General features: G+C 53.1%; 22 protein-coding genes. 10 read left to right on the plus strand and 12 right to left on the minus strand.

Annotation, left to right across the window (positions count from 1 at the left end; genetic code table 11):
- Positions 1 to 10: 10 nt before the first annotated feature.
- From ACTID9_RS11255 to ACTID9_RS11265, 3 genes are all read left to right on the plus strand, one after another.
- Positions 11 to 1,204 (plus strand): HlyD family secretion protein, encoded by a 1,194-nt coding sequence (locus ACTID9_RS11255; protein WP_441071331.1) that lies wholly within the window; start codon positions 11 to 13, stop codon positions 1,202 to 1,204.
- On the plus strand, positions 1,201 to 2,394 hold the full coding sequence (locus ACTID9_RS11260; RefSeq protein WP_441071332.1) for an ABC transporter permease: 1,194 nt from the start codon (positions 1,201 to 1,203) through the stop codon (positions 2,392 to 2,394). Before ACTID9_RS11255 ends, ACTID9_RS11260 begins: the two co-directional genes overlap by 4 nt.
- Before the next feature lie 198 nt (positions 2,395 to 2,592).
- Positions 2,593 to 3,102, plus strand: coding sequence for a DUF3907 family protein (locus tag ACTID9_RS11265; protein ID WP_441071333.1), 510 nt, complete (start codon positions 2,593 to 2,595; stop codon positions 3,100 to 3,102).
- Positions 3,103 to 3,177: 75 nt separating this feature from the next.
- Here the strand turns inward: ACTID9_RS11265 and ACTID9_RS11270 are convergent, their stop codons facing one another.
- Positions 3,178 to 3,774: an NAD(P)H-dependent oxidoreductase gene (locus ACTID9_RS11270; protein WP_441071334.1), complete on the minus strand. Its 597-nt coding sequence runs from the start codon at positions 3,772 to 3,774 to the stop codon at positions 3,178 to 3,180.
- Positions 3,775 to 3,800: 26 nt separating this feature from the next.
- Positions 3,801 to 5,216, minus strand: coding sequence for a S8 family peptidase (locus ACTID9_RS11275; protein ID WP_441071335.1), 1,416 nt, complete (start codon positions 5,214 to 5,216; stop codon positions 3,801 to 3,803).
- 253 nt (positions 5,217 to 5,469) lie between these two features.
- On the opposite strand from ACTID9_RS11275, the gene ACTID9_RS11280 reads away from it, so the two are divergent.
- Both ACTID9_RS11280 and ACTID9_RS11285 read left to right on the plus strand, forming a co-directional pair.
- A complete protein-coding gene (locus tag ACTID9_RS11280; protein ID WP_441072555.1) occupies positions 5,470 to 7,542 on the plus strand; it encodes a hypothetical protein in 2,073 nt (690 codons plus the stop codon).
- 31 nt (positions 7,543 to 7,573) lie between these two features.
- A complete protein-coding gene (locus ACTID9_RS11285; protein ID WP_441071336.1) occupies positions 7,574 to 9,577 on the plus strand; it encodes a c-type cytochrome in 2,004 nt (667 codons plus the stop codon).
- 104 nt (positions 9,578 to 9,681) lie between these two features.
- Here the strand turns inward: ACTID9_RS11285 and ACTID9_RS11290 are convergent, their stop codons facing one another.
- The 3 genes from ACTID9_RS11290 to ACTID9_RS11300 form a co-directional block, all read right to left on the minus strand.
- Positions 9,682 to 10,797, minus strand: coding sequence for an ABC transporter ATP-binding protein (locus ACTID9_RS11290; protein ID WP_441071337.1), 1,116 nt, complete (start codon positions 10,795 to 10,797; stop codon positions 9,682 to 9,684).
- 135 nt (positions 10,798 to 10,932) lie between these two features.
- Positions 10,933 to 11,961: a PucR family transcriptional regulator gene (locus ACTID9_RS11295; RefSeq protein ID WP_441071338.1), complete on the minus strand. Its 1,029-nt coding sequence runs from the start codon at positions 11,959 to 11,961 to the stop codon at positions 10,933 to 10,935.
- Positions 11,962 to 12,033: 72 nt separating this feature from the next.
- Positions 12,034 to 12,855 (minus strand): metallophosphoesterase, encoded by an 822-nt coding sequence (locus tag ACTID9_RS11300; RefSeq protein WP_441071339.1) that lies wholly within the window; start codon positions 12,853 to 12,855, stop codon positions 12,034 to 12,036.
- Positions 12,856 to 13,022: 167 nt separating this feature from the next.
- On the opposite strand from ACTID9_RS11300, the gene acsA (ACTID9_RS11305) reads away from it, so the two are divergent.
- Positions 13,023 to 14,660 carry an acetate--CoA ligase gene (gene acsA / locus ACTID9_RS11305; protein ID WP_441071340.1) on the plus strand — a complete coding sequence of 546 codons (1,638 nt, stop codon included), beginning with the start codon at positions 13,023 to 13,025 and terminating at the stop codon, positions 14,658 to 14,660.
- Positions 14,661 to 14,859: 199 nt separating this feature from the next.
- Positions 14,860 to 16,575, plus strand: a complete 1,716-nt coding sequence (gene acsA / locus ACTID9_RS11310) for an acetate--CoA ligase (protein ID WP_441071341.1) — start codon at positions 14,860 to 14,862, stop codon at positions 16,573 to 16,575.
- Between the two features lie 89 nt (positions 16,576 to 16,664).
- Here acsA (ACTID9_RS11310) and ACTID9_RS11315 read toward each other — a convergent pair whose 3' ends face one another.
- The gene (locus ACTID9_RS11315) at positions 16,665 to 17,684 is read right to left on the minus strand and encodes an EAL domain-containing protein (protein WP_441071342.1); all 1,020 of its coding nucleotides are present in this window, start codon (positions 17,682 to 17,684) and stop codon (positions 16,665 to 16,667) included.
- Between the two features lie 44 nt (positions 17,685 to 17,728).
- Entirely contained in the window at positions 17,729 to 18,622 is an 894-nt protein-coding gene (locus tag ACTID9_RS11320) for a MerR family transcriptional regulator (RefSeq protein ID WP_441071343.1), read from the minus strand.
- 205 nt (positions 18,623 to 18,827) lie between these two features.
- On the opposite strand from ACTID9_RS11320, the gene ACTID9_RS11325 reads away from it, so the two are divergent.
- A complete protein-coding gene (locus ACTID9_RS11325; protein ID WP_441071344.1) occupies positions 18,828 to 20,132 on the plus strand; it encodes a protoglobin domain-containing protein in 1,305 nt (434 codons plus the stop codon).
- A 76-nt stretch (positions 20,133 to 20,208) separates the two neighbouring features.
- Here the strand turns inward: ACTID9_RS11325 and ACTID9_RS11330 are convergent, their stop codons facing one another.
- Genes ACTID9_RS11330 through ACTID9_RS11340 form a run of 3 tightly spaced genes read right to left on the minus strand, consistent with a single transcriptional unit; the run spans position 20,209 to position 22,144 of the window.
- Complete coding sequence (locus tag ACTID9_RS11330; RefSeq protein WP_441071345.1) at positions 20,209 to 21,207, minus strand: sigma-54 interaction domain-containing protein; 999 nt, start codon at positions 21,205 to 21,207, stop codon at positions 20,209 to 20,211.
- 35 nt (positions 21,208 to 21,242) lie between these two features.
- On the minus strand, positions 21,243 to 21,584 hold the full coding sequence (locus ACTID9_RS11335) for a DMT family transporter (protein ID WP_441071346.1): 342 nt from the start codon (positions 21,582 to 21,584) through the stop codon (positions 21,243 to 21,245).
- Positions 21,581 to 22,144 carry a TetR/AcrR family transcriptional regulator gene (locus ACTID9_RS11340; RefSeq protein WP_441071347.1) on the minus strand — a complete coding sequence of 188 codons (564 nt, stop codon included), beginning with the start codon at positions 22,142 to 22,144 and terminating at the stop codon, positions 21,581 to 21,583. The genes ACTID9_RS11335 and ACTID9_RS11340 overlap by 4 nt, the downstream gene beginning before the upstream one ends.
- A 234-nt stretch (positions 22,145 to 22,378) precedes the next feature.
- Here ACTID9_RS11340 and ACTID9_RS11345 point away from each other — a divergent pair, with 234 nt between their 5' ends.
- Both ACTID9_RS11345 and ACTID9_RS11350 read left to right on the plus strand, forming a co-directional pair.
- Positions 22,379 to 23,503 carry an aromatic ring-hydroxylating oxygenase subunit alpha gene (locus tag ACTID9_RS11345; RefSeq protein WP_441071348.1) on the plus strand — a complete coding sequence of 375 codons (1,125 nt, stop codon included), beginning with the start codon at positions 22,379 to 22,381 and terminating at the stop codon, positions 23,501 to 23,503.
- Positions 23,504 to 23,528: 25 nt separating this feature from the next.
- Complete coding sequence (locus ACTID9_RS11350; protein ID WP_441071349.1) at positions 23,529 to 24,866, plus strand: APC family permease; 1,338 nt, start codon at positions 23,529 to 23,531, stop codon at positions 24,864 to 24,866.
- Between the two features lie 6 nt (positions 24,867 to 24,872).
- On the opposite strand, the gene ACTID9_RS11355 is transcribed toward ACTID9_RS11350, so the two are convergent.
- Entirely contained in the window at positions 24,873 to 25,517 is a 645-nt protein-coding gene (locus tag ACTID9_RS11355; protein WP_441071350.1) for a response regulator, read from the minus strand.
- Positions 25,514 to 26,326, minus strand: a complete 813-nt coding sequence (locus ACTID9_RS11360; RefSeq protein ID WP_441071351.1) for a sensor histidine kinase — start codon at positions 26,324 to 26,326, stop codon at positions 25,514 to 25,516. The genes ACTID9_RS11355 and ACTID9_RS11360 overlap by 4 nt, the downstream gene beginning before the upstream one ends.
- Positions 26,327 to 26,445 lie beyond the last annotated feature (119 nt).

The raw sequence follows: 26,445 nt of genomic DNA on the forward strand, positions 1-26,445 counted from the left end.
GAAACGTAACATGAGCAAGGCACGTTCGATCATTGGCATTACCGGTTTCGTCGCATGCATCGTTGCTTTAGGCAGCTATCTGCTTGCGCCGGGAGGACAGGGGACGGCGTTGGGCAGCCAATTGGGCGCCACCGTCAGCGTGGTAGAAGGAAACGAAGTGGACCTCGCGTTCAAAATGGCGGGCTCGATCGAGGCGATCCATGTAAAAGAAGGCGACCAGGTGAAAGCGGGCGATCTCGTGGCGCAGCTTTCGAGCGATGAGCTTTTGGCGAAACGGGAGCAGGCAGCGGCAGCCTATCAGCTGGCACAGGTGAAAGTGGAGCAGGCGAACAAAGGTGTGGCCGTCACGGCAGAAACGAGCAATGCGCAGGTCAGCCAGGCACAGGCAACCGTTTCGGCGGCAACCGCCCAGCTGCAGGCGAACAAAAACGGGGCGCGGCCTGAGGAAGTCGCCCAGCTGAAAGCGAAGCTGGTGGCAACGCAAAACGGCTACGATACGGCGAAAAAGCAAAAAGAGCGGATGGAACAGCTCTATGCGCAGGGCGCGGTGCCGAAAGTAACCGTTGAGCAGGCGACCATGCAGTTCGAGCAGGCTTCCGCTGAGCTGGCAGCCGTGCAGGAACAGCTGAAAATGGCGCAAAGCGGTGCACGCCAGGAGCAAATCGATGCTTCCCGCGCACAGGTCGCACAGGCGACCGCTGCGTACGAGCAAGCGGTTGCGGCAAAAGGGCAGGTCGGCATCAAGCAATTGGATGCCAAATCGGCGCAAGCGGGCGTCCAGCAGGCAAAAGGCGCGCTGGATGAAATCGACGCCTATTTGAAAAATACAAAGCTTTTGGCACCGGTAAACGGCGTCGTCAAATCGGTTTCCGTGCAAAAAGGGGAGCTGGTGGCACAAGGGCTGACCGTCATTACGATCCAGGCGCAGGATGAGCAGTTTGCGAAATTTTATCTGGATGAAAACAAAATCGGTTCGCTTGCTGTCGGCCAGGAAACCAAATTGTATGTGCCTTCCCTCGATAAAGAGGTGAACGGAAAAATTACGATGATCGCCCCTGCGGCTGATTTTGCTGTCAAGAAAGCGACAACCGAGCTGGGTGACCGCGATGTGCGCGCATTTATGGTGAAGGTGGATGTATCCAACCAACAGCTCCGACCAGGGCTGTCCATCGAATGGCAGCTTGAAGGGGTTGGCCGCAAGTGAGCAAGATCAACGAGCTATTCTTTCGCGAATGGCAGTCCATTTTCAAAAACCCATCGATGATTTCCGTGCTTCTGGTCGTGCCGATCTTGTATTTTACGCTGTTCGGCAATCTGTACAGTGAAAAGAAAGTGATGGAAATCCCGGTTGTCGTCGTTGACAGCGATCATTCGGAAATCAGCCGGGAGCTGATCCGCGCGTTTGATGTCGATGCCACTTTTGCGGTCAGCGCGATTGTGCCAAGCGAAGACGAAGCGATGAAGACCATCGACAAGGGCGCTGCTTATGTCGGTCTGATCATTCCGGCCGGCTTGGCGGAAAAAGCAAAGAGCGGCAAGGAAGCGGAAGTTTTGACCATCATCGATGGCAGCAACATGATGATCTCCAATACGGCCGTGCGGGCAGCCAATACGCTGATCAAATCGATTTCGGCCGGAGTCACCCTGAAAAAGCTGGAGGCAAAAGGCGAGTGGGGTGAAGACGGGAAAAACTTCTTCACGGGAATCGACTATCGTTACCGCGTCTTGTACAATCCAACGTTCAGCTATTTGTCCTTTATGGTTTTCGGCTTGGGCGGAACGGTGCTGCAGCAAGTGCTGTTCCTTGGCGTGTCACTGGCTGTCGCGCGTGAGAAAGACTTGGGCACATGGCAGCAGACCGTCCGATCGTATCGCTTTTTCCAATTGGTCTTGGGAAAACTGACGCCTTATTTCATCTTGTCGACATTCAACCTGATCGTGACGTTCACCATGGTGCTCAAATGGTTTGAGGTGCCGTATTACGGGAACCCTGCCTATTTGATTCTGGCAGGTACGCTGTTTAACATTGCCGTCCTGTCCATCGGCTTCGCGATTTCCTATGTTACCAAGGACCAGCTTCAGGCGACACAGCTTGCGATGCTGATCGCGGTCCCATCCTTCATGCTGTCAGGCTTCACCTGGCCGCTGATGTCAATGCCTGCGGTGATTGCGGGCATCGGCAAGTCGCTTCCGCTCACCTACTTTTTGCACGCGGTCCGCGAAGTGCTGACCAAAGGCCACGGGATGGAGGCGATACGCACGGACTTGGCTGTGCTGATGCTCATGGCCGTAATCGGTTTGTTCCTCGCATATTTGGCCTATCTGCTGCAATCGCGAAAAATCGCTGCCAAGGCGGGTGCCGAGGAGACCAGTGTTGCCGTTCCACAGGCGTGAGAAGAGAAAACCTCCTGCACACGGAGGTTTTTTTCTTTTGGGGAACGTCTCAAATCGTTCCCGCACCGGGGCAAAATGAATACAATGGGCGGGGTGAAGCTGCACGCTGGCAAAGAAAAAGCACTTGTGAATATTTCACGAATTTTTTACAATGGAAAGAAGAACTTATCATCCTTTTTACGCCCCGAGGAGGTACTCATGTCTGGAACACACTTGAAGCAGCTCTGCGAGGACACATACCACCGTTTGAAAAAGGTAAGCATGGAGTTGGAGAGATATTTGAACCAGGTCACATTGACCAGCCTGATTCAAGAATCGGGTGATCCAGAAGACTACGAAGCGTACTATCGGAACTATTTGTCGGATTTACGCCATTTGTTTGTCTATTCAGAGAATGCCTATGAAAAATTGGGCATTTGTTTGCGTCGCGCCCGCTTCAACGAAGAGTTTGCTGAAGAAGCGTTGTTTCAAGTGTATCACTCCTGTGTGAACAATTTTTATTATCCAAAAGGCGAAGTATACGATGAAGATGGTCGCTACTCCTATACGGGGCAAGACGCGATTTTGTTTCGCAAAGAGGTAACGCCTGCGCTTCGCAATCTGACGCTGTCGCTTTCCAAAATTTTTGAGCAAATGCGTGAAGATCTGCAATATTACGAAACAGATTACATTACGAAAAAGCGCATGCAGCAAGCGGTCAAACCGTAACGATGAGCAAGGAACGCAAAAAGGGAACAGGCACGCTCCGGAAAAGGACGTGCCTGTTTCTTCTATATAAATGGATTAGAGAAGGACCGGCTTGAGAACCGATTCAAACAGTTGTTCCACTCCCCGCTCCATCTCTGCACGGTCGCTGTCATCCACATGCGAGACAGCTGAAAAATTGCGATAAGCCACCGGCTTGCAGCCAACGAAAGAGAGTACGCCGTCTGCGATCTGCTTTTCCAGCACTTCATCCATGCCGCTGCGCTGCATCTCTTCTTCCGATTCGCGCGTTGTCGTGATCACGATGGCGCGTTTTCCGGTTAACAGGCCGACGGGTCCATCCGCTTCGTAACGGAAGGCGAACTTGTGCGTGAATACGCGGTCGATCCAGCCCTTTAAAATCGCGGGCTGCGACCACCAGTAGACCGGATAGATCATGACCAGAAGATCGGCGTCCGTCACCTGCTGCTGTTCCTCTTCGATGTCACCGCTGACGCGCCCTTCGGCGATATTGTGCATATCGCTTTCGGAGAAGACAGGCTGAAAGTTGGTTTTGTACAAATCGTTGACACGGTAGTCGATTCCTTCCTTGTCCATGTATGATGTGACTTTTTGCAAGATGCTATGGTTGAAGCTCGACTCACCGGGATGGGCGAACACGATGTAGGCTTTCATAGCAGATCCCTCCAATCAATCGCAAGTTAGAAGCCGAACTGCAGCTTCATTAAAAATTTGTGCCACAGACCGCCCAACGTATGTTTCGGGGCAACGGCGCCGGTTTGTGCAGGAGCTGGGGCTGTGCCTGCTTCCGTCTTGATTTTGCTCAAAGCGGCGTTCACATTGATCAGGCCGTACCCGTACGCCTCATCCTTGCCGGGAGCGCCCAAATCGACGGCTGTCTTTTGAATCAGCTTGATCACTTCCGAGTTTTTCATATCGGGGTTAACCGAGCGGATGAGGGATGCCATCGCAGCAACGTGCGGACAAGCCATGGACGTACCGGACAAGGCCGCATAATCGCTGTAAATGTAGGTGCTTGGAATATCCACGCCGGGTGCCGCCACATCGACGTAATCGCCGTAGTTGGAAAAATCCGCTTGCTTCCGGTTATGATCCACTGCCGCAACGGACATGACCTCCGGGTATGCGGCCGGATAGCTCGGCTGGCTGCTGGCGTCATTGCCTGAGGCTGCGACCAGCACCACGTTTTTGTCGTACGCATATTTGCACGCTTCCTTCAGGGCGGCGGACGAGGTGTAGTTGCCTACGCTCAGGTTGATGACGTCGGCTCCGTGGTCGGTCGCCCAGTAGATGCCTTGGGCGATGTCGTAAGCAGAACCGGACCCGTCAGCGCCGATCGCTTTTACCGGCATGATTTTGCTTTTCCACGACATCCCGGCCACGCCGGTGCCGTTGTTCGTTTTGGCAGCGATCACCCCGGAGACGTGGGTGCCGTGTCCGTTATCATCTTGTGGCGTGTCGCTATTGTCGATGAAATTATGGCCTTTCACCAGTTTGCCTTTGAATTCCGGATGATCCAGATCGATACCCGTGTCAACGACTGCGACGATGACGCTGCTGTTTCCTTCCGTAATGTCCCAGCCTTTTTCCATGCCAATCATTTTCATGTTCCATTGATAAGGCTGATAGAGCGAGTCGTTCGGCCTGCGATTGGGCAAAAGCAAATAGTTCGGCTCCGCATAAATGGAGTCGGGATGTGCGGCAAAATGCTGCATCAGCTGGTGGGTGGTCAACGTGTTTGACTTGATGATCATCCCTCGGCCATCGTCGCGCTTGATTTTGCCGTCAACCTGCTTGAGCATTTTCTGGATCACTTCATCCGAAGGGCGCGGTGAAAAGCGGACGACAACCTCGTGCTCCACATAATGGCTTTTGTCCCGGTTGTTATGGCTGATCGTTTTGATGGATGGATGGCTTTCCATCGTGCGCCGGATGTCTCTGACCTGCTCCACATAGTTGATCTTTGGAATGCTGGCGTTCACCGAAGTGATGGAAGGATGAGGCTCGCGCCACTCCTGCCGGTGGATCTGGATGGGGATCGCAACCACTGCGACCAAAGCCACAGCGATCGCAATCGTATAGGAGACCGTTTTCAACGCACTCACTCCCTGTATGTTGCGATTACATTTATCGTGCGATAGGAAGCGTTGGATTATGACGGTAAAATCTGTGTGGTAGACGATTGGCGCAAGCATCGGGAAAACAATTTTCCAATGGTTATTTACAAGCACTTCATATCCCTCTATAATGATAAGTGTTCTCATTGAAAATGCTTATCACTATCAGTGGATCGATTTGACAATCGTAGGGGGAAATCACGTGTTTGCGAATAAATATGTTTTGACAATCATGGCGACGCTGACAGCAACCTCGATGCTCGCAGGTTGTACGACGAAATCGACTGCCGCCCCAGGTGCGGCCCCGGCAGCCAACGCGACAGCAGCAGCCGGAAAAGTGAAGGTCGAGAAAAAAAATTATCAGTTCGACACGGCAGCGAACATGTTTGCCTATGCGGAATTCGAATTGTCCGGTGAGCCTCTCGCCGAATCGCTCGGTCTTGATCTCGATCTGCTGGATGCGGGAAAAGTCGATTCGCCTACCAAGTTTGACTATGCGGCAGGAATTGAATCCTATGAATATTCCGAGGAAGCCATGTATGAAGTGCTGGAGAAATCCGGCATGGGGATTCACCTGGTCAATGGCCCGATCAACAAAAAGCGGGCAAACAGCGGCGATCCGCGCGTTGCGCTCGCTCAACGCTACATGGAGCTGGCTGAAGCGACGGGCAACAAACCGGAAGATATTTTCCAAAACATGTTCCCGACCGCGATCGAATATGCCAGCGGTGATCCGCACTACATCAAGCAGGTGGACATCAGCAAATTTGCCGACGGCGAGAATGGGCGCTATATTCCGAAATACCAGGTCGATTTCGACAGTTTGCGTTGGGATCGCAGCAAAATGAACAAAACATTGACGCCGGCTGCGCTTGGCGGAACGTATTTGAAGCAGGCGCTGTGGCTGGGTGACTTCATGGGCGGCGTACATACCGTTGATAAAGACGAAGAGCTGGAAGGCACATCGCCTGACCAGGACAAAGATCCGAACATTCGCCTGGGGGTAAGCTCCAAAGACGGCTTGCAAGGCGTTTTCTTGACAGAAGGCGTATGGAACAAGCTGGCTTTCATGAACGACAAGCTGTTCCTCTCTTCAAAAGATGGCAAATTGGGCGCAAAACCAACCGCAGCTTACAACCCGGCAAACGGCCTGGTTTACTTGCCGCATGAAGTGACGGTGGAAGAAAACGGCGACGCCGCCTTCCCGGATGTGAAAGATTTGAAAATCACGGACAAGCGCAGCCTGCTGCGGGATCAATGGATGATGATGTGGGCGTCTTCCGAATTTTACGGCACGACGGACCAACGACCAGCCAACCCGAACAAAAACCCGGCATTCCTGGCCTTGTTCGATGGCAAGCCGTTCCCGTCGGCACCGAAAGAAAACCTGGATGCGGACCCGAAAAACGATGTGGAATCGGATGATCCGTACACATTGAACCGCAACCTGCTGATGACGCTGTTCGCCAATATGGAAGCGATGCACTGGAACAAAGCAGAGAAAACGCTTGTACAGGAAAACGCCGGCGACCTGAACGGCCAGGGCACACATGTCGATACGTTTGATACCGGCTACGCGATGGAATCGTTGCGTCTGTTCGTTCGTGCCGTCGATGGCCTGCCGCTCGGCTATGCAAGCGGTGAGGCTGCAAAAGGATTGGAAACAGCAGAGGGCAAGCGCGCCAAAGAAATGATTGCGGCGCAGGCTGACTTTATCGTAAACAAACTGTTGGACAGCAAGGACGGCCTTGTGGCAAATGGTTACACCATCGGCAAAGGCGTCGACACAGGTGCGAAAACATTGCAAGCCCAGCTTGGCGCGATTCGCGGGTTGACCGCAGCGTTCCTGGCGACCGACGATGCCAAATACCGCGATGCCGCACGCGCGCTGTTTGACAAAACCGAAAAAGCGTTCTGGGATGAGCAAGCGACGGCTTACCGGACGGCAATCGGGCAAGACAACAAGTATGAGTATGATCCGTACCTTGCAGGTGCGATCTCGGCTGTGCAACGTCTCGGCATGCTGAACCTGGTCAATACCGATTCCGACAAAGTAAAATACGACTCGCTCGAATTGAGCCATCTCACCGATCTGTATACGCGTTATTTCCGCAATGTAATCAACGGACCGACGCTTGAGGAAGGGATGCAGACGAGCGAATTCTGGGATACAGGCGACTACTATCTGGACAAAGGCAAAAACAACGGCAATACGGATAACGATACCGTTCCGCAAATCCAGGTAGCGCATGGACAATACGGCGTAGCGCCGGTTCTTGTACCTGTAACCATAACAAAGCAATAAGGCAACGTGTCACGCAGGGGAGAGGAATTCCATGAAAAAACCATATCGCCATGGAAAGAAACTGGCAGGGCTGGCAATCGGGCTGATTGTTGCAGCCCTCTCTGCTTGTGGATACGAATCCGCAATCGGAGCCAAGTCAGTGGTGAGGACGAATGCGGTGGAGAGCCGCTCGATCGTCATGAAGCAGGATGGCAGCGCGCTGATCACGGCCAACATTGATGTACCGACCATCAGCATCGTCGATCCGAAGACGAAAAAAGTAACGTCGGAGATCCCTGTCGGCAGCGAACCGCGCAATGTGGCGCTGTCGCCGGATGAGAAAACCGCTTACGTGACGGCCATGAGAGAAAACGCGGTGTATGTCGTCGACCTGGAAAAACAGAAAACGGTCGGCAAAATCAACGTCAAAGAGGAGCCGTTCGCGGTTCTATCAAGCCAGGACGGAAGCAAGCTGTTCGTGACAGCGTACCGCAGCAATGCCGTCGATGTGATCGACCCTGCAAGCTACAAACTGATCAAACAGATTCGAGTTGAAAATGAGCCGCGCGGCCTCGCGCTGACTGCGGATGGAAAAGAGCTGTTTGTCAGCCATTTTGTCCATGGGGCGGTATCCGTCATCGATACGGATTCGCTTGCGGTCAAAAAGGTGATTCCGTTGGCGGAAACACCGGCGCCAGCGTCACATGACGGCAAGGTCAGCCAAGGGCTGCCAGGCATGGTGGAAAATATGACGATCTCGCCGGATGGCAAGCAGCTGTGGCTGCCGCACATCTTGACGAACGTCAACGTGCCGATTCAGTTTGAGTCCACGATCTTCCCGGTTGTCTCCATTATCGATATTCCGAAGCTCGAAGAGCTGACAAACGAACGGAAGCATTTGTTCAAACAGATGAACATTGTAAACGTGAAAAACCAGCCGGAAGTATTTTCCAATCCATCCGATATCGGGTTCCTGCCAGATGGCAGCAAAGCTTTTGTTTTGATGGGCGGGAGTGAAGATTTGGTCACGATCGACTTGAAGCGCGGCGGCAAGGCAACCCAGCTGCTTCGCCGCATACCGGGAGATAACCCGCGCGGCCTGAGCCTGACCCAGGATGGCAAGACATTGTATGTGCACAACGCGATGAGCCATGATTTGGCGACGATTGAAACGGGCGGAAGCGATGCGTACAAAAAAGCCAAAGTGGTCGGCAGCAATCTGAAGCTTATCGCAAAAGATCCGCTGCCGCCAGATGTGCGGGCAGGGAAAGTGATGTTTTACTCCGCCAACAGCGACAAGTTCGCCGCCGACATAACGGGGAAAAACTGGATGAGCTGCGCTTCCTGTCATTTTGACGGTGAGATCAACGGCATCACGATGAAAACGCCAAAAGGACCGCGCAATACGCCGAGCAACGTGCTGACAACCAAGACGGGTTTGTTCACATGGGATGGCAGCCGTGACGAGTTCGAGGATTATTTGCTCACGGTGCAAAACGAGATGGGCGGGATGCTTGCCTACGATCCGGCAAAGCCATTGCCTGCGGACGTGAAGAAAATGTACGCGCAAATTTTCACCTATCTGGATCAGCCAGACTCATATCCGGTGCCGAAAAGCCCGTACCGGAATCCGGATGGCAGCCTGACAGCGTCTGCGCAGCTGGGGCAGGAATTGTTCCAAGGCAAGGCGGGATGCATCACATGCCATGCCGGCGTCAACTTTACAGATAGCGACCAGGCGGTCAATGCGCAAGGAAAGCTGACGACGGACAACATGACCAAGCTGCATGATGTGGGAACCGCGACAGCCATCGACATCGGTTCTCCGGATGGTGATCCGCGCGGCGCCCATAAAAACGGCCGGCCGGCCAATCTGTATGATACGCCGACATTGCGCGGCGTCTGGGCGACAGCGCCTTACTTGCATGACGGCAGCGCCAAAACGATCCGCGATGTTTTGGTCGCCCGCAATACGCAAAACAAACATGGCAATGTCAAAGGTTTGACTGACAAAGAAATCGATGCGCTCGCAGAGTACGTGCTATCGATTGAATAAACAGGATGAAGGCAGCCTCCACTCGGTTGAGAGGCTGCCTTTTATGCAAAAAAGACGCCTGGATTACGATCCAGCGCGTCTTTTTCAACACATTTGTTGTTTTTTTAAAAGAGCGACTTCTCGGTTTCTTGATCAAAGACATGGCACTTTGCCAAATCCATCGCGAGTGACGCTTTCATTTTTGGCTTCAATCCTTCGCGGGCATCGACACGGGCAGTCATCTGCACGCCGCCGATGTTGGTGAAGTATACGTACAGCTCGGAGCCAAGGTTTTCCACGACATCGACTTCCGCCTCGAATTTGCTTTTGAACGGGTTGGCTTCGATAAACTGGTTGTCGCTGTACAAATCTTCCGGACGAATGCCGAAGACGACATCTTTGCCGATATAGCCGAGGCTGCGCAGCGTTTTCGCCTTGTCTTCCGGCAGTTGCAGCTGCAAGCCTGTCGTTGCGAAAAAGACGCTGCCGCCTTCTTCCTTCAGCTTGCCTTCCAGAAAATTCATCGATGGCGAGCCGATGAAGCCCGCAACGAATTTATTCGCCGGGTGGTTGTAAATTTCAGTTGGCGTTCCTACCTGCTGGATGTGGCCGTCCTTCATGACGACGATCCGGTCGCCCATGGTCATGGCTTCCGTCTGGTCATGCGTTACATAGATGATGGTCGTTTCCAGACGCTGATGCAGCTTGGAAATCTCCGTGCGCATCTGCACGCGCAGCTTGGCGTCCAGGTTGGACAACGGTTCGTCCATCAGGAACACTTGCGGCTCGCGAACGATCGCACGGCCGAGCGCCACGCGTTGGCGCTGACCGCCTGAGAGCGCTTTCGGTTTGCGATCGAGCAGGTGGCTAATATCGAGGATGCGCGCAGCTTCCTGGATGCGCTTGTCGATTTCCGCTTTGGAAAACTTGCGCAGCTTCAGCCCGAATGCCATATTTTCATACACGTTCATGTGCGGATAGAGCGCATAGCTTTGGAATACCATCGCAATGTCGCGATCTTTCGGTGCCACATCGTTGACGCGGCGTTCGCCGATGAACAGGTCGCCATCGGAAATTTCCTCCAGCCCCGCGATCATCCGCAGCGTCGTCGATTTGCCACAACCGGACGGTCCGACGAGCACAAGAAACTCACGGTCATTGATATCCAGGTTGAAATCGTGAACAGCCGTCATATGATTCGTATAGCGTTTGTACACATGGTTTAACGTTACGCGAGCCATCGAACATCCCCCTCGAATAGTCAGTCATTTCTTCCTCGTCACGCTTGTTTCACTACTCACATTGTAAACAGGGGACGGACTGAAATCGATTAGGCACGATGCACAAAAATATTCGGTCATTTTGTACAGCGACCATCAGGCGTGCTGAAACAGGACGGCAAGGCGCAAAAGCAAGGCATCGGCGAAAAGACGCGGGTCAAGTCCTGTCTGCTCCTTGATTTTGTCCAGGCGATACAGCAATGTATTGCGATGCAAGAACAGGCTCCGTGCAGCCTCGCTGATGTTCAGATTGTTGGTAAACAGCGCGTCGAGCGTGTCGCACTGCTCGCTTGTAAGCGGCTGCGGGAAGCGTTCGGAAAACGCGCGCTGAAAGCTGCCGGACAGTGAGGCAGGAAGGGAGCCGAACCATTTTTCCAGCGAAAATTGCCATGCTCCGGCAACCAGCGTGCGCGGGCGGAAGCGGGCCAGGGCGGAAGCAAGCGCGGTCAAGCCTTTCGCATGTTCGGCAAGCTCGTGGACACGCTGCAGCGGAGAATTTACGATGACCCGCATTTCCTCCAGCGCTTCGACGGCGAACAGCTCGTGAATGCCCGCCGCCCACTCCAGAAGCGCTTGTTCGATTTCCTGTGCTGATCGGTCCAGGTCGATGTCGGGGAAAAGGGATAACGGCACCAACAGGAACAAATCCCGCTCGTTTACGGGCAAATAGAGGCATTGCTGTTGCTTGGGATCATTGAAAAACGATGCGAGGAGCGGAGGAATACCTGTCCAATCCGCCTGTGACTCACTCGTTCGCTGGAGCAGAAACAACGCCCGGCGCTCTTTCCATGCCAGCCGGCTTTCCAGCTTGGCGGGCAAAGGGAGCGGTTCCGCCTGACTGGCAACGAGCCAATTTGTCAGCTGGTGCGCAAGCGATGGTTCTTCAAGCGGTGCGCTGACGAGCAAAGAAAGCAGCGCGCGGGCGGAAGCAGACCATTCCGCTGTGTAAATGCCGACATAGCTGACCCGTTCCCGTTCGACCTGCCAGCGAAGCACCTCGCCGCCGTTCTGTTCAAACTGCTGGCGAACGGCTGGCCACTCGTTTCGCGCCGCCTGCTCCACGGCGATCCGGCAGCCTGTCGCAGCACGGATGCGCGCTGTTTCTTCTCTCCAAATGTCGTACATCGCGATTCACCTTTTCGTAAGTAGACTCTTGGTACCAGTATAGCGCACTTGGCAAAAAGAGGGGAATCGCGACTAGGCCAAGGTATGAATCGTCATCTCCGGACGCGAGCGCAAGCGGATGTTCAGCCCGGTTTGGCCCAGCCCTTCACTGATATAGAACGGTCGGTCATCGTGATAGTGCAGCCCTTGCACGATGTTCATGCGCGGCAGCTTGCCCATTTTGACGAGATGGTACGGTTTTGGCCAATGAATTTGCCCGCCGTGAAAATGACCGGCAAGCAAGTAGTCGTAGTGATATTCTTTCATGCAGAGCACAACGTTCGGGTCATGTGTCAGCACGAGGCGAATGCCGTCTTCCGTAACGGTTGCGAATGTTTTGGCCAGATCGCTGCGGCGCGTGGCATAGTCGTCAATGCCGATGATGTGCAGCTTGCCGAGCGCAGAATCCACCGTATCCGTTTCGTTGCAAAGCACGCGGCAGCCGATCCGTTCCAGCTCCGAGCGCAGGTGTACCAGCTTGTCGGCTGGCAGCACATAATCGTGGTTGCCGAAAACGACGTAAATGCCGAGCGTCGGCGCAAGCTTCCACAGCGTTTCGATATAGCGCACGGCATGCGGGATGCTGCGCTTGCGATCGAGCAGGTCGCCGGTGATTGCGATGAGATCGAACGCTTCACCTTGATTGGTTTTCACGATGTGCTCCGCTGTGATCGACAAATTTTCCATATGCAAATCGGACAGATGGAGGATGCGCAGCGCGCCATTGTCCGGCTTGTTTTTTGGTTCATTCGTGTTTACTTTCACTTCAATTTCATTGGTCGTGAGCAGGAAGGTGTTCCGGTGCGCTTTGACGAAAGTAATAATGACAATGAATGCAAGGAAGCTCCAAAGCATAGCCTGATCACCTCTCCTTTTTGTTTACTCCAGTTGAATACCTTCAACATTATACTAAGCCTGCCCGGCAAAGGCATTAGGAGTTACTGGGAGGAATTACGATTCGCTTGACCGAATAAAGTTGCAATAGTCTTTTTCTTTACGAGCAAAGTTTCGGGGGTGGCCTGATGAATTTTGTCGAAGCGGAAAAAGTTTTTCCATGGGTAAAGGAAGGAAAAGGCAACATCGTCTATGAAGCGATCGATCGGCACGTAGAGGGCGGGGCTGGCGATACGGTGGCGCTCTACTATTCGGATGGCGAACAGGAGCAGTCGCTCACATTTGCCGAGATTCAGCGCAAATCCTGCCAATTTGCCCGCGGGCTGCTGCAATTGGGCATTCGGCAAGGCGATCGGGTTTTCTTGTTTATGCCGCGAAGCCCGGAGCTGTACATCGCGCTGATCGGCATCATTCGCATGGGGGCGATTGCCGGTCCGCTGTTTGAGGCGTTCATGGAGTCTGCCGTTCGCGATCGGCTGCTAGATAGCGGCGCACGGGCAATCGTGACGACCCCTGCGCTGTTGCCGCGCATCCCGCAAAGCGACCTTCCGGAGCTTGCGCACGTGATCGTGGCAGGGGCAAAAGAAGAGCTGGCTGCGCCGCTGCATGCGTTCGAGCAGGTGATGAAGCAGCCGGATGACCCGTTCATCCAAGAGGTGAGCGGCGAGGATGGACTCTATCTGCATTACACGTCAGGCTCGACCGGCAAGCCAAAAGGTGTGCTTCACGCCCATGCGGGGCTTTTGCACCAATATGTATCCGGTGCGGTCGTATACGATTTCCGCCCGGGGGACATTTATTGGTGCACGGCAGATCCAGGGTGGATTACAGGCACATCGGCCGGGATTTTTGCTCCATGGCTCCACGGCGTTTCCATCGTTGTGAGGGGCGGCCGGTTTCGGGCGGAGGATTGGTATGCAACGCTTGAAACATACGGTGTGACGGTCTGGTTCAGTGCGCCGACCGCATTCCGGATGCTGATGGCGGCAGGCGATGAAGTGCCGAAGCGGTTTGACTTTTCGAAATTGCGGCACGTCTTGTCGGCCGGCGAGCCGCTGAATCCGGAAGTCATCCGCTGGGGCGAGCAAGTGCTGCAAAGACGCATCCATGACAACTGGTGGATGACGGAGACCGGCTCCACGATTTGCGCGAACCGTCCCGACATTCCGATCCGGCTCGGCTCGATGGGCAAACCGCTTCCAGGGATTCATCTCGCCATCGTTGACAGCAAAGGCAATGAGCTGCCGCCGAACACGATGGGCGATTTGGCCATTTTGCCGCCATGGCCGGCGATGATGCGCGCCATTTGGGGCAATGAGGAGAAGTATCGGTCGTATTTTCGCAATGGGTGGTATATTTCCGGCGATTCGGCGTACCGCGATGAAGACGGGTATTTTTGGTTTCAGGGCCGGATCGACGATGTGATCAACACATCGGGAGAGCGGGTCGGGCCGTTCGAGGTGGAAAGCAAGCTGGTCGAGCACCCGGCTGTCGCGGAAGCGGGTGTGATCGGCATCCCGGACCCGCTGCGCGGCGAGATCATCAAGGCGTTCGTGACGCTGCGCCAAGGATATTCGCCAAGCGACGAACTGGCAGCGCAGATCAAGCTGTTCGTCAAGGAAAAGCTGGCAGCGCACGCGGCACCGCGCGAGATCGAATTCCGTTCCGGCTTGCCGAAGACGAGAAGCGGCAAAATTATGCGGCGCGTTTTGAAAGCGTGGGAGCTGGGCTTGCCGACCGGAGATTTATCGACATTGGAGGAATAAAGCCCGCACAAAAGCGTAAAAACTAGCGCGAATCACCATTTATGTGCGTGTGCATAAGGAGCAAGGATTGCGACAGATTCGTCTTACATGCGCAAATCCCGGCATGAAATGCCTAAATAAGAGGATTTTAATAATTGTGAGAGAATATGAAATTGGTTACAATATTCATAAAAGAATTTCCAAGGGGTGTGAGAACGTAATGAAAGTAGAAAAAATCCCGGCAACCGAAGGAACATTCAATCTGCAAGATTACGAGCAAGCGTACGCAAATTTTGACTGGGCAGAGGTAGAGAAAGCGTTCAGCTGGTATGAGACAGGCAAGGTCAACATGGCGTATGAAGCCATCGACCGCCATCTGTCGACACCGCGTAAAGATAAAGTAGCGCTGAAATACAGCGACGCAACGCGCGATGAGTCCTACACGTTTGCTGATCTCAGCCGCTTGTCCAACAAATTCGGAAATGTGCTGAAAAGCTTGGAAATCAACAAAGGCGATCGGGTTTTCGTGTTCATGCCTCGTTCTCCGGAATTGTATGTAAGCGTTTTAGGGACGCTCAAAGTGGGCGCAATCGTCGGCCCGCTGTTTGAAGCGTTCATGGAAGGCGCTGTCCGCGACCGTCTGGAAGACAGCGAAGCGGTAGCGATTGTTACCACCGCTGCACTTCTGCCGCGCGTGCCGGTTGCTGAGCTTCCTGCTTTGAAGCATGTGATTTTGGTCGGCGCCGAAGGCGAGCTTGCAAACGGGCAGGTTGACTATCAAAAAGCGATGGATGCCGCATCGGAAGAATTGGAAATCACGTGGGTGGATCGCGAAGACGGCATGATTCTTCATTACACATCCGGTTCCACCGGCAAGCCAAAAGGCGTACTGCACGTTCACAATGCCATGATTCAGCATTATCAGACCGGAAAATGGGTTCTCGATTTGCAAGAGGACGACATCTACTGGTGCACAGCTGACCCAGGCTGGGTGACAGGTACGTCCTACGGCATTTTCGCGCCTTGGCTGAACGGTGCGACAAGCGTCATTCGCGGCGGCCGCTTCAAGCCGGAAGACTGGTACAAAACGCTGCAAGACAACAAAGTAACCGTATGGTACAGCGCGCCAACCTCGTTCCGTATGCTGATGGGTGCTGGCGATGAGTTCGTCAAGCAGTTTGACCTCTCGTCCTTGCGCCATGTGCTGAGCGTGGGTGAGCCGCTGAATCCGGAAGTCGTATACTGGGGCTTGAAAGCGTTCAACCAACGCATCCATGACAACTGGTGGATGACCGAAACCGGCGGACAATTGATCTCCAACTACAAATCGATGGCGATCAAGCCTGGTTCGATGGGCAAACCGTTCCCAGGCATCCATGCCGCGATCATCGATGACCAAGGCAACGAGCTGCCGCCAAACCGCATGGGCAACCTGGCGATTCGCGTCGGCTGGCCGTCCATGATGCGTCAAATCTGGAAAAATCCAGCGAAATACGAAGAGTATTTCCGCTTTAAAGGCTGGTACGTATCCGGCGACTCGGCGTACAAGGATGAAGAAGGCTACTTCTGGTTCCAAGGCCGTATCGACGACGTGATCAATACAGCTGGCGAGCGCGTCGGCCCATTTGAAGTCGAGAGCAAGCTGGTCGAGCATCCGGCTGTTGCAGAAGCTGGCGTCATCGGCAAACCAGACCCGGTTCGCGGCGAAATCATCAAAGCGTTCATCGCGCTCCGTGCAGGCTATGAGCCAAGCGAACAGCTGATGGAAGAAATCAGACGCTTCGTCAAAGAAGGCTTGGCAGCACATGCAGCGCCGCGTGAAATCGAATTCCGCGACAAGCTGCCGAAAACCCGTTCCGGTAAAATCATGCGCCGCGTGCTGAAAGCATGGGAGCTGGGCTTGCCGACAGGCGATTTGTCCACCATGGAAGATTAATAACAGAATACACAACCCCTCGCTGGGCCGAAGGCATGATCGTAAACGAAACGACATTCCCTTTGGTGACAGGAGGGGTTTCCTGTTTGTCAGTTATGTTTTTTTTCTGTGAGAGGGCCGGTACGACAGATGGGGGAAGGTGCCGGTTTCCCGAATAAATATCCTTGAAAGAGCTGGAAGCCAAGTCGTTTGAGGAAATGAAAATCACGCTCTTCTTCGATCCCTTCGGCCAAAGGGATCGAGCCAATTTCCAGAGCTGCCTCCAGCATGTTAGCTGCCATCTCCTGATGATACGGATTGTCAGCGACTCCTCGCACGTACTTCATGTCGAGTTTCATATAGGTTGGCTGTAATTCTCGCAAAAGTTCAATTGTGCTATAGCCTGCCCCCACATCATCCAGCGCGTATTCGAAACCGTGCTGCCGATAATAGCGTAGAATGGTTTTGAGATGCTCCAGATCGTCGACCTTCTCCGATTCCACCACTTCAAAAACAAAGCTGGAAGGGTTTGCCTGCATACGATGAGCCAACTCCAATGTAGTCTGAAGGCAATGCTCAGGGGAGTAAATGGAAGTAGGCAAAAAGTTGATAAACACCTTTTGGTTGTGCAGGACCGAGGAGTGAGCAACAGCGGTTAATCTGCACAGTTTATCCAAAGCAAATAGGCGATTTCGCTTCTTGGCAGAGTTGAAAAACTCGCCAGGAGGGATCAGGGACCCATCCTCCCGGAACGATCGGGACAAGACCTCGTGGGCAAATAGCGTTTGCTCGCGATCCACGATGGGTTGATAATAAGGAGTGATACGCTTTTCGGCGATCAGCTGGTCGATCCAGCTTGCTTCCAACACCGATGAGATCGTATGAAACTCCTGCCAATCTTGTCTTCCTAGTCGATAATAAATGTTTGTTGCATTCATATGGTCCCGACAAAAATCGAGCAAATCATGAATGAATGCTTCCTCGACAATGACGACGTTTTCCCGATGGTCGTACCAGCCGTTCTGCCGCTTCATATGCTGAAGCAGCAATGGAACCATCGCTTTGTTGTCTGCCCCCTCGAACAACAGTTCGAAGCGGAGCTGATGCGGAATGCAGCTTTCACATGTCATGGCGGTCCCCCCAATAAATAAATGAACATGTTGGTTTCCCCTTGCTAGGTAAACGCAAGCACCATATCGATGTCTTCGGTGACAATGATAGCGTTCAGTTTTTTGCCCGTGGCTGTCCCCAGCGCGCCAGCACCCCCTAGGAAAAAGCGGATATGCGGATGCTCAGCAGCAAATCGATCCAATCGCACCAGCAGCTGATCATCCTGCTGGAACGGATGGGAGGTCATGGCTGACAAGATGACCGTATGCGGTTGCAACCGCAGCGTGGCTTGCTCAATTGCGCCGCTAGCCGGTGTCGGACATAAAAACATGGTGCGCCATCCCTTTTGCGCCGCCTGAAGCAGAATGATTTGCGTAGGAATTTCATGCTGCTCGAACGGCAGGCATGATCCCAAGATCAATGGCATTTTCGAATCTGTTAAAATCGATCTGCGCAGTTGGGCGATATAATCGCGGACAACTTGGCTTGCGATATGTTCCTGGTATTCAGGCCATACTCCTGACTCCCAGAAAGAACCGATCCTTCGCAAAAAAGGCCGTACGATCATCTGCAGGAAAGCGGGCAAAGGAAAATCCAAATTGGCACGTTGCAGCAGCCTCATCAGTTCACCTTCATCACAATGCGCCCCCGATTCAAGCATCTTGACCACATACTCCTCAGCCAACTCTTCGTTCGCAATGAAAGCTCTCGGTTTCTGTTGGATCGCCTCTGTTTCTCTCACCGTTAAAATCGCCGTTTGCAGCGAGAAGTTTTGTTCAACCATCGATTTGACTTTCAAGATGGTGTCAATATCCTGCTGCGTATAAACCCGGTAGCCATTTTCAAGCCTTTCCGGTTTAACCAGGTCGTACCGCTCTTCCCATTTCCGAATGACTTGCGTGGTGAGCTTTGTCATTTCGGCAACCTGGCGGATCGTAAACTTTCCAATTGGATTCATCAGCACGACGTTCCCCCAAAATATGATACAAACATTATTCAGACAACCCGGAAAAATGAACAGCAACGAATGTCATTCAAACGTTATACAAAAAATTGACAAAGATTATACAAGGTGTTATTTTGAGAATACCAGAACGATCAAATATTTTCCAGTATAATCTCGAAATCGATTACATAACCGAGCATAACATGGGGGATGAAGCATGAGCACGTTTTTATCGCTATTTCGGAAAAATTCGACAGAGGTTGTACAGGAACCTCGGATGGAACATGGTGCCGAACTGAAGCTCGCTGACAAGAAGCTGGCGGAGATTCTCGCCTTTATGCAAATCGACGAATCCCATCAGAAGTCTTTGCAAATGGTGAAGCCACAAGTGATGGAGGCCGCTGACGAGATTTTCGATTCCATTCTCAATCGTCTTTACCAGACAGATACGCTCAAGAAAATTGCAACCGCTCATTCTTCGAGGGAGCGGTTGAAGGGAGTCTTTCTGCAATACGTCGATTCCTTGTTTACTGGATCGCTGGATCAGGATTATTTGGAATTTCGTAAAAGAATCGGGCGTACACACAATCAAGCATCGTTGCCTGTTGAGTGGTTTTTGGCAACGTATCAAACCATCTTTTCTTATGTAATCCCGATGCTTGTTAAGCAGTTGGCGAATCAGCCCGAACGACTGGAATCGGTACTCTTAGCTGTGACGGGGTTTTGTAATCTGGACGCTCAAATCGTCATTTCACAATATTTACAGGAACGCATTCAAAGGATTGAAGAGATGCATGAAAAACAGCTGTCCGTTCAAAAAGAACTGATCAGTATCAGCCAACAGATCAAATCAGCCGTTCAGCATACCGAATCGGCGTCTGAAGCCACGACAGAAAAAACGTTGAAACTGATCACAGATACCGAAATGACAATGAAAAGCAGCAAAAACTTACGCAACCTCACGGCATACAGCCTGGACAAAATTAAAGTAATGGAACAAAAGATGGTGGCATTAAAGGAAAATGTAAAGAAATCCGTGGAAAAGGTGAATGAGCTTTCACAGGTAATGGCCAGGGTCATTACGATGTCAAAAGATATTGAGACGATTGCCAACCAAACGAACTTGCTTGCGCTGAACGCTTCCATTGAAGCAGCGCGGGCAGGGGAGCACGGAAGAGGGTTTTCGGTGGTTGCGACAGAGGTGCGCAAGCTGGCGGAGGAAACGAAGAAAACGAACCATGACATCAAGTTGCTGATCGGGGAAAGCTCGGCGACCATGGATGAAATCGTGGACAACCTGTCAACAATGAAGCAGGCAACGCTGGAAACAACCCAGGAGGTGAATGAAGTAAAAACGGGTCTGACAGCAACGAGCATGGAAATGGATAACTACATGGACATGTTTGCAGCAAATAAACATGATCTCGATGTCATTCTTAACGCCATACAGGAAATCGCCTCGACCATAGGATCGCTTTCAACCCTCGCAAGCGAATTGCATGAAAACACGGTCCAGCGATGAACAGACCAGAATCTGATTGAACGAGAAGAAGCAGCGATTGCTTGCAACATGGCGCGATCGCTGCTTTTTTTGGGGGTTACGCCTCATCCGCAATCACATCGCAATATTTTCGGATCAGACGGGACGCTTTGGATTGACTGATTTTTAAATATTCAGCCACTTTGCGCGAACTTTTGAACCGATCGTAGGATTGGCTGATCAACTGCTTTTCCAGCTCCTCCAATGCGACGGAAAGAGAAGGAAGCGGGGAAGGGGGCTGCGCTGCACTCGCGCCGAGGCGAATCTCGTCAGGCAGGTCGGCAGCGGTAATCAGGCCGTCGGTCGTGATGATCAACTTTTCCAGCACGTTTTCCAGCTGGCGGATGTTTCCTGGCCAACGGTATCGCTTCAGCAGTTGCAAGGCGTCCGGTGCAACGCGATGGCTGCCGCCCAGCCGTTCGTTGTGCTTTCGGATGAAATGTGCGACAAGCGGCTCGATGTCGTCCATACGCTCGCGCAGCGGCGGCACTTTCAGGTCGATCACATGGAGACGATAATACAAATCTTCGCGAAATTTCTTTTGCTGGACCATCTTTTGCAAATTGCAGTTGGTGGCGGCAATGATCCGAACGTCCACTTTCTTGCTTTCCACTTGCCCCAACGGCAAAAACTCCTGATCCTGTATGACGTGCAAAAGCTTCGCCTGCATATGCAAGGGCATTTCCCCGATCTCATCGAGAAACAGCGTCCCCTGATGCGCGGCCTCAATCAGACCGATTTTTCCTTGCTTCAACGCGCCGGTGAACGCGCCGGGCGAATACCCGAAAAGCTCCGCTTCCAGCAAATTTTCCGGAATGGAGGCGCAATTGATCGTAAGAAACGGCTGCCGGGACCGTCGGCTCATGCCGTGGATCAGACCGGCCAGCGCGCTTTTGCCGGTGCCGGTCTCACCTTGCAAAAGCACGGTCGAATCATACGAGGCGATTTTTTCACAAAGCCGCAAAACTTGCTTCATGGCAGAGCTGTGCATGACCATCCCTGATCTGCCAGGCTCGGGACAGGAATCGGAAGTGAGCAGATGTTTTGACAAATCCATGACGGCAATTCCCCCCCCCGCAATTCGTGCAGCCATTATTGTGACATGGTTTGGGACGCAGGGCTGTCGGCCAGCTTCAGCAGCACGACACCCGCGATGATCGTCAGGATGCCGATGATGCGAAGCGGGCTGATCGACTCCTGCCATAAAATGATGCCTACGACCACGGTCAAGGCGGTTCCGAGCCCCGACCAGATCGCATAGGCGGTGCCGAGCGGCAAGCCGCGAAGCGACAGCGATAGCAGATAGAACGAGACTGCGTACCCGATGACGACCACGATGCTCGGGGCCAAACGGGTAAAGCCATCCGACAGCTTCAAGGAAGTCGTCGCTACAATCTCTGTCAAGATCGCCAGCAGCAAAAAGAGATAATTCATGGTTTTCCCTCCGTAGACAGGCGAAGCAGCGTTTGTTCCACGCGTTCGCGCAGCTCATTTTTTTCCAGTGGAGCGAGCCCGAACATTTCGGCGAACCATAACCCATCCGCAGCAAGCCGGCAAATGGTGGCGATGGCAGGGTCGATGCCGTCGTTTTCCATCCGCGACTGCCACTCTTGATAATAATCGCGTACAGGCTGCAGCAAAACCGGATTGTTGACGAGTGCTGCAAGCAAGCCGGCGCTGATTTTCAATTCTTGCTCCTCACTGCGAAACGTCGCCCGGACATACGAGCGCGACCATTGCCCCGGTGAATCTCCTTCCGCCGGAACGCCGGCTTCCATTTCACAATGATAGCGATCGAATAAATGATCGATCATGCCTTTGATCAATGCTTCTTTCGACGGGAAGTGGTACAACAGACCGCCTTTGCTGACGGATGCATATGCCGCGACAGCATCCAGCGTCAAACGGCCGATCCCTTCCGTCTGCACCAGAAGATAGGCCGCTTCGAGAATGGCCTGTCGTGTAGGAACCGTTGATTTGGGGGATGCCTTCATGAGCCTTCAGTCCTTCATTTTCCAAATTGTTCGTAAATGAAGTATACCGTCTGGACAGTACAGTTGTCAATTTGCTGGACATGAGTCTGCGGTAACTCGGGTGAGTCTGTCGTGACTCGATGGAGGGGCTGCAAAACATCCCTCCAAATGAAAAAAATCGTGCCTGAATCTTTGGCATTGTTTTTGCACTTTGCTTCTCGTGAGCAGCGAAACCAAGACGAGGAGATGAGGAGTATGACAAGCCAGAACACAAAATGGGCTCATCGCTATCAGGAGGATGTCGAGCGTTCGTATACGTTACCCAATATGTATTACACGAGCCCGGACGTATTGGCGGAGGAACGCGAGGCGATTTTTTTCAAAAACTGGATCTGTGTCGGGCATCAGGAAAAAGTAGCGAAGCCAGGCGATTACTTTACGACGATGATTTTGGATCAGAGCATTTTGATCGCAAAAGGCAAGGATGATGTCATCCGCGCGTTTTATAACGTGTGTCCGCATCGCGGTCATGAGCTGGCGAGCGGAGAAGGGAACAAGGCGATTTTTTCCTGTCCGTACCATGCGTGGACGTTCCAGCTCGACGGCAAGTTCCACAACGGCCGCGCTGTCCGCCAATTGAAAAATTTCAATGAGCAGGAAGCATGCTTGCGTCCGGTGAAACTAGAAGTATTCTTCAACTTCCTGTTTATCAATCTGGACCCGCACGCAGTACCGCTGCGCCAGATGATGCCCGGTCTCGAAGAAGAGATTCGCGGTCGCGTGCCTGAACTCGACCGGCTGACGCTTGCGCACCGCACCTCGTACACCATCAAGGCGAACTGGAAAAATGTCGTTGACAATTACCTGGAATGCCACCACTGCGTCATCGCTCATCCGCAGCTGGTGGAACTGGTCGACATGTCCAACTACCGTGTGGAGACGTTCGATTACCACATTAAGCAGACCGGAACAGGCAAACAGCGGCTCGGCTGCGATCTGGCGGTGGGGGAAGGGAAGGATGCGGTGGAGACGTATGCCTCGTATTGGCTGTGGCCGACGCTCGCCCTCGACATCATGCCGGGTGAACCGGGCTTGATCATGATGTATATGATTCCGGATGGACCGGAACAAACGATCGAGCATCTGGAATTTTATTATTTGCAAAAAGAACCGACGGAAGAGGGCTGGGCGAATATCGAGTACCAGGATAAAATTTTGACCCCTGAAGATATCGAGCTGGTGGAAAGCGTACAGCGGGGGCTCCATTCGCGCGGCTATGTGGATGGACGGTACGTGGTCGATCAGCTGCGCAGCTCCATCAGCGAGCATGGCGTGCATCATTTCCACGGCCTGGTGCTAAAAGCACTCGGGGCTTTGTAAACGAGACGGCCGGGGGTGAGAGAATTTGGACAATCAAACGGGATTGCAAAGAAAACTAAAGCTGTGGCACGTATTCGCGTTGGGGCTGTCGCTGATGGTCCCCACCACGGTTTTTGATACGTACGGGATCGCTTCCGGCGCAACCGGGGGACATGTGCCGATTTCCTACCTGTTTAGCATGTGCGCGATCTTGTTCACGGTGTTCAGCTATACGCATATGGTCAAAGTGTTTCCGCGCGCCGGCTCGGCGTACACGTATGCCCAGCAAACATTTAATCCGGGCGTCGGCTTCATCGTCGGCTGGGCAGCGCTTTGCGATTATTTGTTTTTGCCGATGCTGTATGCATTGGCTGCGGAAATTTACTTGTCCTCGTTTTTTCCGGACGTGCCGGGCTGGCTGTGGATCGTCCTGTCGATTGCATTTTTTACGATCGCCAACATTTTTTCTGTCAAAGTGACGATTTCCTTTAACGCCATTTTCGTGGTCTTTCAAATGATCATTTGCGTCGTGTTCGTCGCTTTGCTGATCCGCGAGCTGGCAGGGGGCTCCACCAGCTTTTCGCTCGCGCCGTTTTATTCGGCCAATCTCACGATGAATTCTATCTTGTCCGGTTCGATCATCCTTTGTTACACGCTGATCGGCTTTGACGCGCTCAGCACGCTGTCTGAGGAAGCGATACAGCCGACCAGGACGATTCCGCGCGCGATGATCATCCAGACGATTTTTCTCGGCTTGCTGTACACCACGATCACGTATTTCATGCAGCTGCTTTTCCCGGACGTCTCGGTTTTCAACGATCCGGATGCCGCGTCGTCCGAAATCGCCCAAAAGCTGGGCGGGATGCTGTTCGCCTCCATTTTTATCGCCATCACGGTTACGGGCAATCTCGTGGGGGGAATCGCTGCCCAGCTTAGCACCTCGCGTCTGTTGTTTGCGATGGGGCGCGACGATGTGATTCCGAAGCGAATCTTTGGCTATGTGCATCCGCGTACGGGCGTGCCCGTTTGGAATGTGCTTCTGACCGGTCTCTTTTCGCTGACGGCCGTCTTTCTTTCCTATGAGACCGCGATTTCGTTCTTCAGCTTTGGGGCATACATCGCGTTTAGCTTCGTGAATTTGTCCGTGATCGTCTATTACTACCGTCAGCGCAAAATGAATACGTTCAAAGGGATACTGATGTATTTGGTCAGTCCGCTGATCGCGCTGTGCTTTCTCATGCTGCTGTGGGCCAATATGGACATGCACGCACTGATGCTGGGGCTGGTTTGGAACGTCGTCGGGATCGGGTACCTCGCTTATTTGACCAAGTTTTTCCGTCAAAAACCGCCGCAATTTCATTTTGATGAAAATGTAAGCGGTTAATTGCGGCTACTTCAACTGATGGCGGGTCGCATACGCGGCCAATTGCACACGGTTGGCCAGGCCAAGTTTGTCGAGAATATTTTTTAAATGGTTTTTGACGGTGTTTTCTGCGATAAACAGATGCTCGCTGATTTCACGGTTCGTATCGCCAAGGCCGACACGGATGACGATTTCACGCTCGCGCGGCGTCAGCACCCCTGGGGTCGGTTCGTCGGGAACAGGCTCTTTGCGGAAATGGTTCATCAAGCGGGAAGCCATTTCGCGCGACACCTCCGAGTCTTCCTCAAGCAGGGCGTGCAGGTAGCTGACCCAATCGTCCGGCTCCAGATTTTTCAACAAATAGCCTTGTGCGCCGTATTGGATGGCGGTAAACAAATCGCCGACATCGTCGGACACACTCAGGATGACTACCTTGATATGCGGGTAGTTTTTCTTGATTTCACGGGTTGCGATGAGGCCGTTCCACTTGGGCATGTTGATGTCGAGCAGAACCAGGTCAGGCTGCAGGTTTCCGCACAGATGGTAGGCTTCCTCGCCGTCGGCCGCCTCGCCGATCAGTTCGAAAGCGTCATCATCGGCGAGCAGGCTGCGGATGGCAAGGCGCGCCATCGGATGATCGTCGGCGATCACGACGCGGTAGGTTGTCGTCATTTTCGGTTCCCTCCAGTTCCGTTGGATACAAGCGTCAGACGCGTGCCTCGCTCATGGCGGGTGATGGAGAAGGCGGCGCGAATTTCGGCGGCGCGCTCCTGCATCATTTTCAGTCCGTAATGGCCAGGCTGCGGCACGGTATCGATGATTCCGATGCCATCGTCCTCGATGGTCAGCTGCCAGCTCCCGGGCGTTGGCCCTTCGTCAATTTGCAGCGAGACGCGGTTTGCCTGCGCATGCTTGCGGATGTTGGTGAACGCCTCCTGAATGATGGCAAACAGCTGGATTTCTTCACGCGGCGTAAACAGCGAATCCGGCATGTCGAATCTGCTTGAGACGCCAAGGCCGGTCAGCGTGCTCCATTGTGCGAGCCAGATTTCCAGCCGGTTGCGCAGGGTAGTGCCTTCCTCCGGCAATGTCCGCAGGTTGAAAATCGCCTGGCGGACATGATTGTCCAGCGCTGCGACCGCTTCGCGCGCCTCGTCAAGCTGGTTGCGCTTGATGGTGATGTTGAGGTAAAACAGCGTTTGGGCCATGCCGTCGTGCAGCTCGCGGGCCAGCCGCTCCCGCTCCTCATAGACCGCGCGATGCGAGCGTTCCGCAACCAGGCGATCGTTCATTTTGCGGATTGTTTTGAAAACGACCAGCGAAAACAGAAAGGAAAGTACGAATGTCAAAAGCGTGATGAGCAGGTTGCCGGTTTCCATCGACATATAAGGCATCAAAAGCTCGTGGCGAATATACTCAAAACCCCCGATCAGCATGGTCGGCAGCAAAATCGTAAATAATTGCAGGATGCGATACGTCACGTGCGATTCCGCCTTTCCGCCCGAAAAAATGGGCTTATTCATAGGATAGTATACCGCATCGGCCCGTTTTCGGAAGAACCTTTCCGCCCTTGATTGCTTACGATATGGTGACAATTGTG

Source organism: Brevibacillus fluminis (assembly GCF_052072235.1).
Classification (GTDB): Bacteria; Bacillota; Bacilli; order Brevibacillales; family Brevibacillaceae; genus Brevibacillus_D; species Brevibacillus_D fluminis_A.

Coding starts and splice junctions, on each gene's coding strand:
- ACTID9_RS11255 (WP_441071331.1), top strand. CDS start 11: ATGAGCAAGGCACGTTCGATCATTGGCATTACCGGTTTCGTCGCATGC.
- ACTID9_RS11265 (WP_441071333.1), top strand. CDS start 2,593: ATGTCTGGAACACACTTGAAGCAGCTCTGCGAGGACACATACCACCGT.
- ACTID9_RS11270 (WP_441071334.1), bottom strand. CDS start 3,774: ATGAAAGCCTACATCGTGTTCGCCCATCCCGGTGAGTCGAGCTTCAAC.
- ACTID9_RS11280 (WP_441072555.1), top strand. CDS start 5,470: ATGGCGACGCTGACAGCAACCTCGATGCTCGCAGGTTGTACGACGAAA.
- ACTID9_RS11285 (WP_441071336.1), top strand. CDS start 7,574: ATGAAAAAACCATATCGCCATGGAAAGAAACTGGCAGGGCTGGCAATC.
- ACTID9_RS11290 (WP_441071337.1), bottom strand. CDS start 10,797: ATGGCTCGCGTAACGTTAAACCATGTGTACAAACGCTATACGAATCAT.
- ACTID9_RS11295 (WP_441071338.1), bottom strand. CDS start 11,961: ATGTACGACATTTGGAGAGAAGAAACAGCGCGCATCCGTGCTGCGACA.
- ACTID9_RS11300 (WP_441071339.1), bottom strand. CDS start 12,855: ATGCTTTGGAGCTTCCTTGCATTCATTGTCATTATTACTTTCGTCAAA.
- acsA (WP_441071340.1), top strand. CDS start 13,023: ATGAATTTTGTCGAAGCGGAAAAAGTTTTTCCATGGGTAAAGGAAGGA.
- acsA (WP_441071341.1), top strand. CDS start 14,860: ATGAAAGTAGAAAAAATCCCGGCAACCGAAGGAACATTCAATCTGCAA.
- ACTID9_RS11315 (WP_441071342.1), bottom strand. CDS start 17,684: ATGACATGTGAAAGCTGCATTCCGCATCAGCTCCGCTTCGAACTGTTG.
- ACTID9_RS11320 (WP_441071343.1), bottom strand. CDS start 18,622: ATGAATCCAATTGGAAAGTTTACGATCCGCCAGGTTGCCGAAATGACA.
- ACTID9_RS11325 (WP_441071344.1), top strand. CDS start 18,828: ATGAGCACGTTTTTATCGCTATTTCGGAAAAATTCGACAGAGGTTGTA.
- ACTID9_RS11330 (WP_441071345.1), bottom strand. CDS start 21,207: ATGGATTTGTCAAAACATCTGCTCACTTCCGATTCCTGTCCCGAGCCT.
- ACTID9_RS11335 (WP_441071346.1), bottom strand. CDS start 21,584: ATGAATTATCTCTTTTTGCTGCTGGCGATCTTGACAGAGATTGTAGCG.
- ACTID9_RS11340 (WP_441071347.1), bottom strand. CDS start 22,144: ATGAAGGCATCCCCCAAATCAACGGTTCCTACACGACAGGCCATTCTC.
- ACTID9_RS11345 (WP_441071348.1), top strand. CDS start 22,379: ATGACAAGCCAGAACACAAAATGGGCTCATCGCTATCAGGAGGATGTC.
- ACTID9_RS11355 (WP_441071350.1), bottom strand. CDS start 25,517: ATGACGACAACCTACCGCGTCGTGATCGCCGACGATCATCCGATGGCG.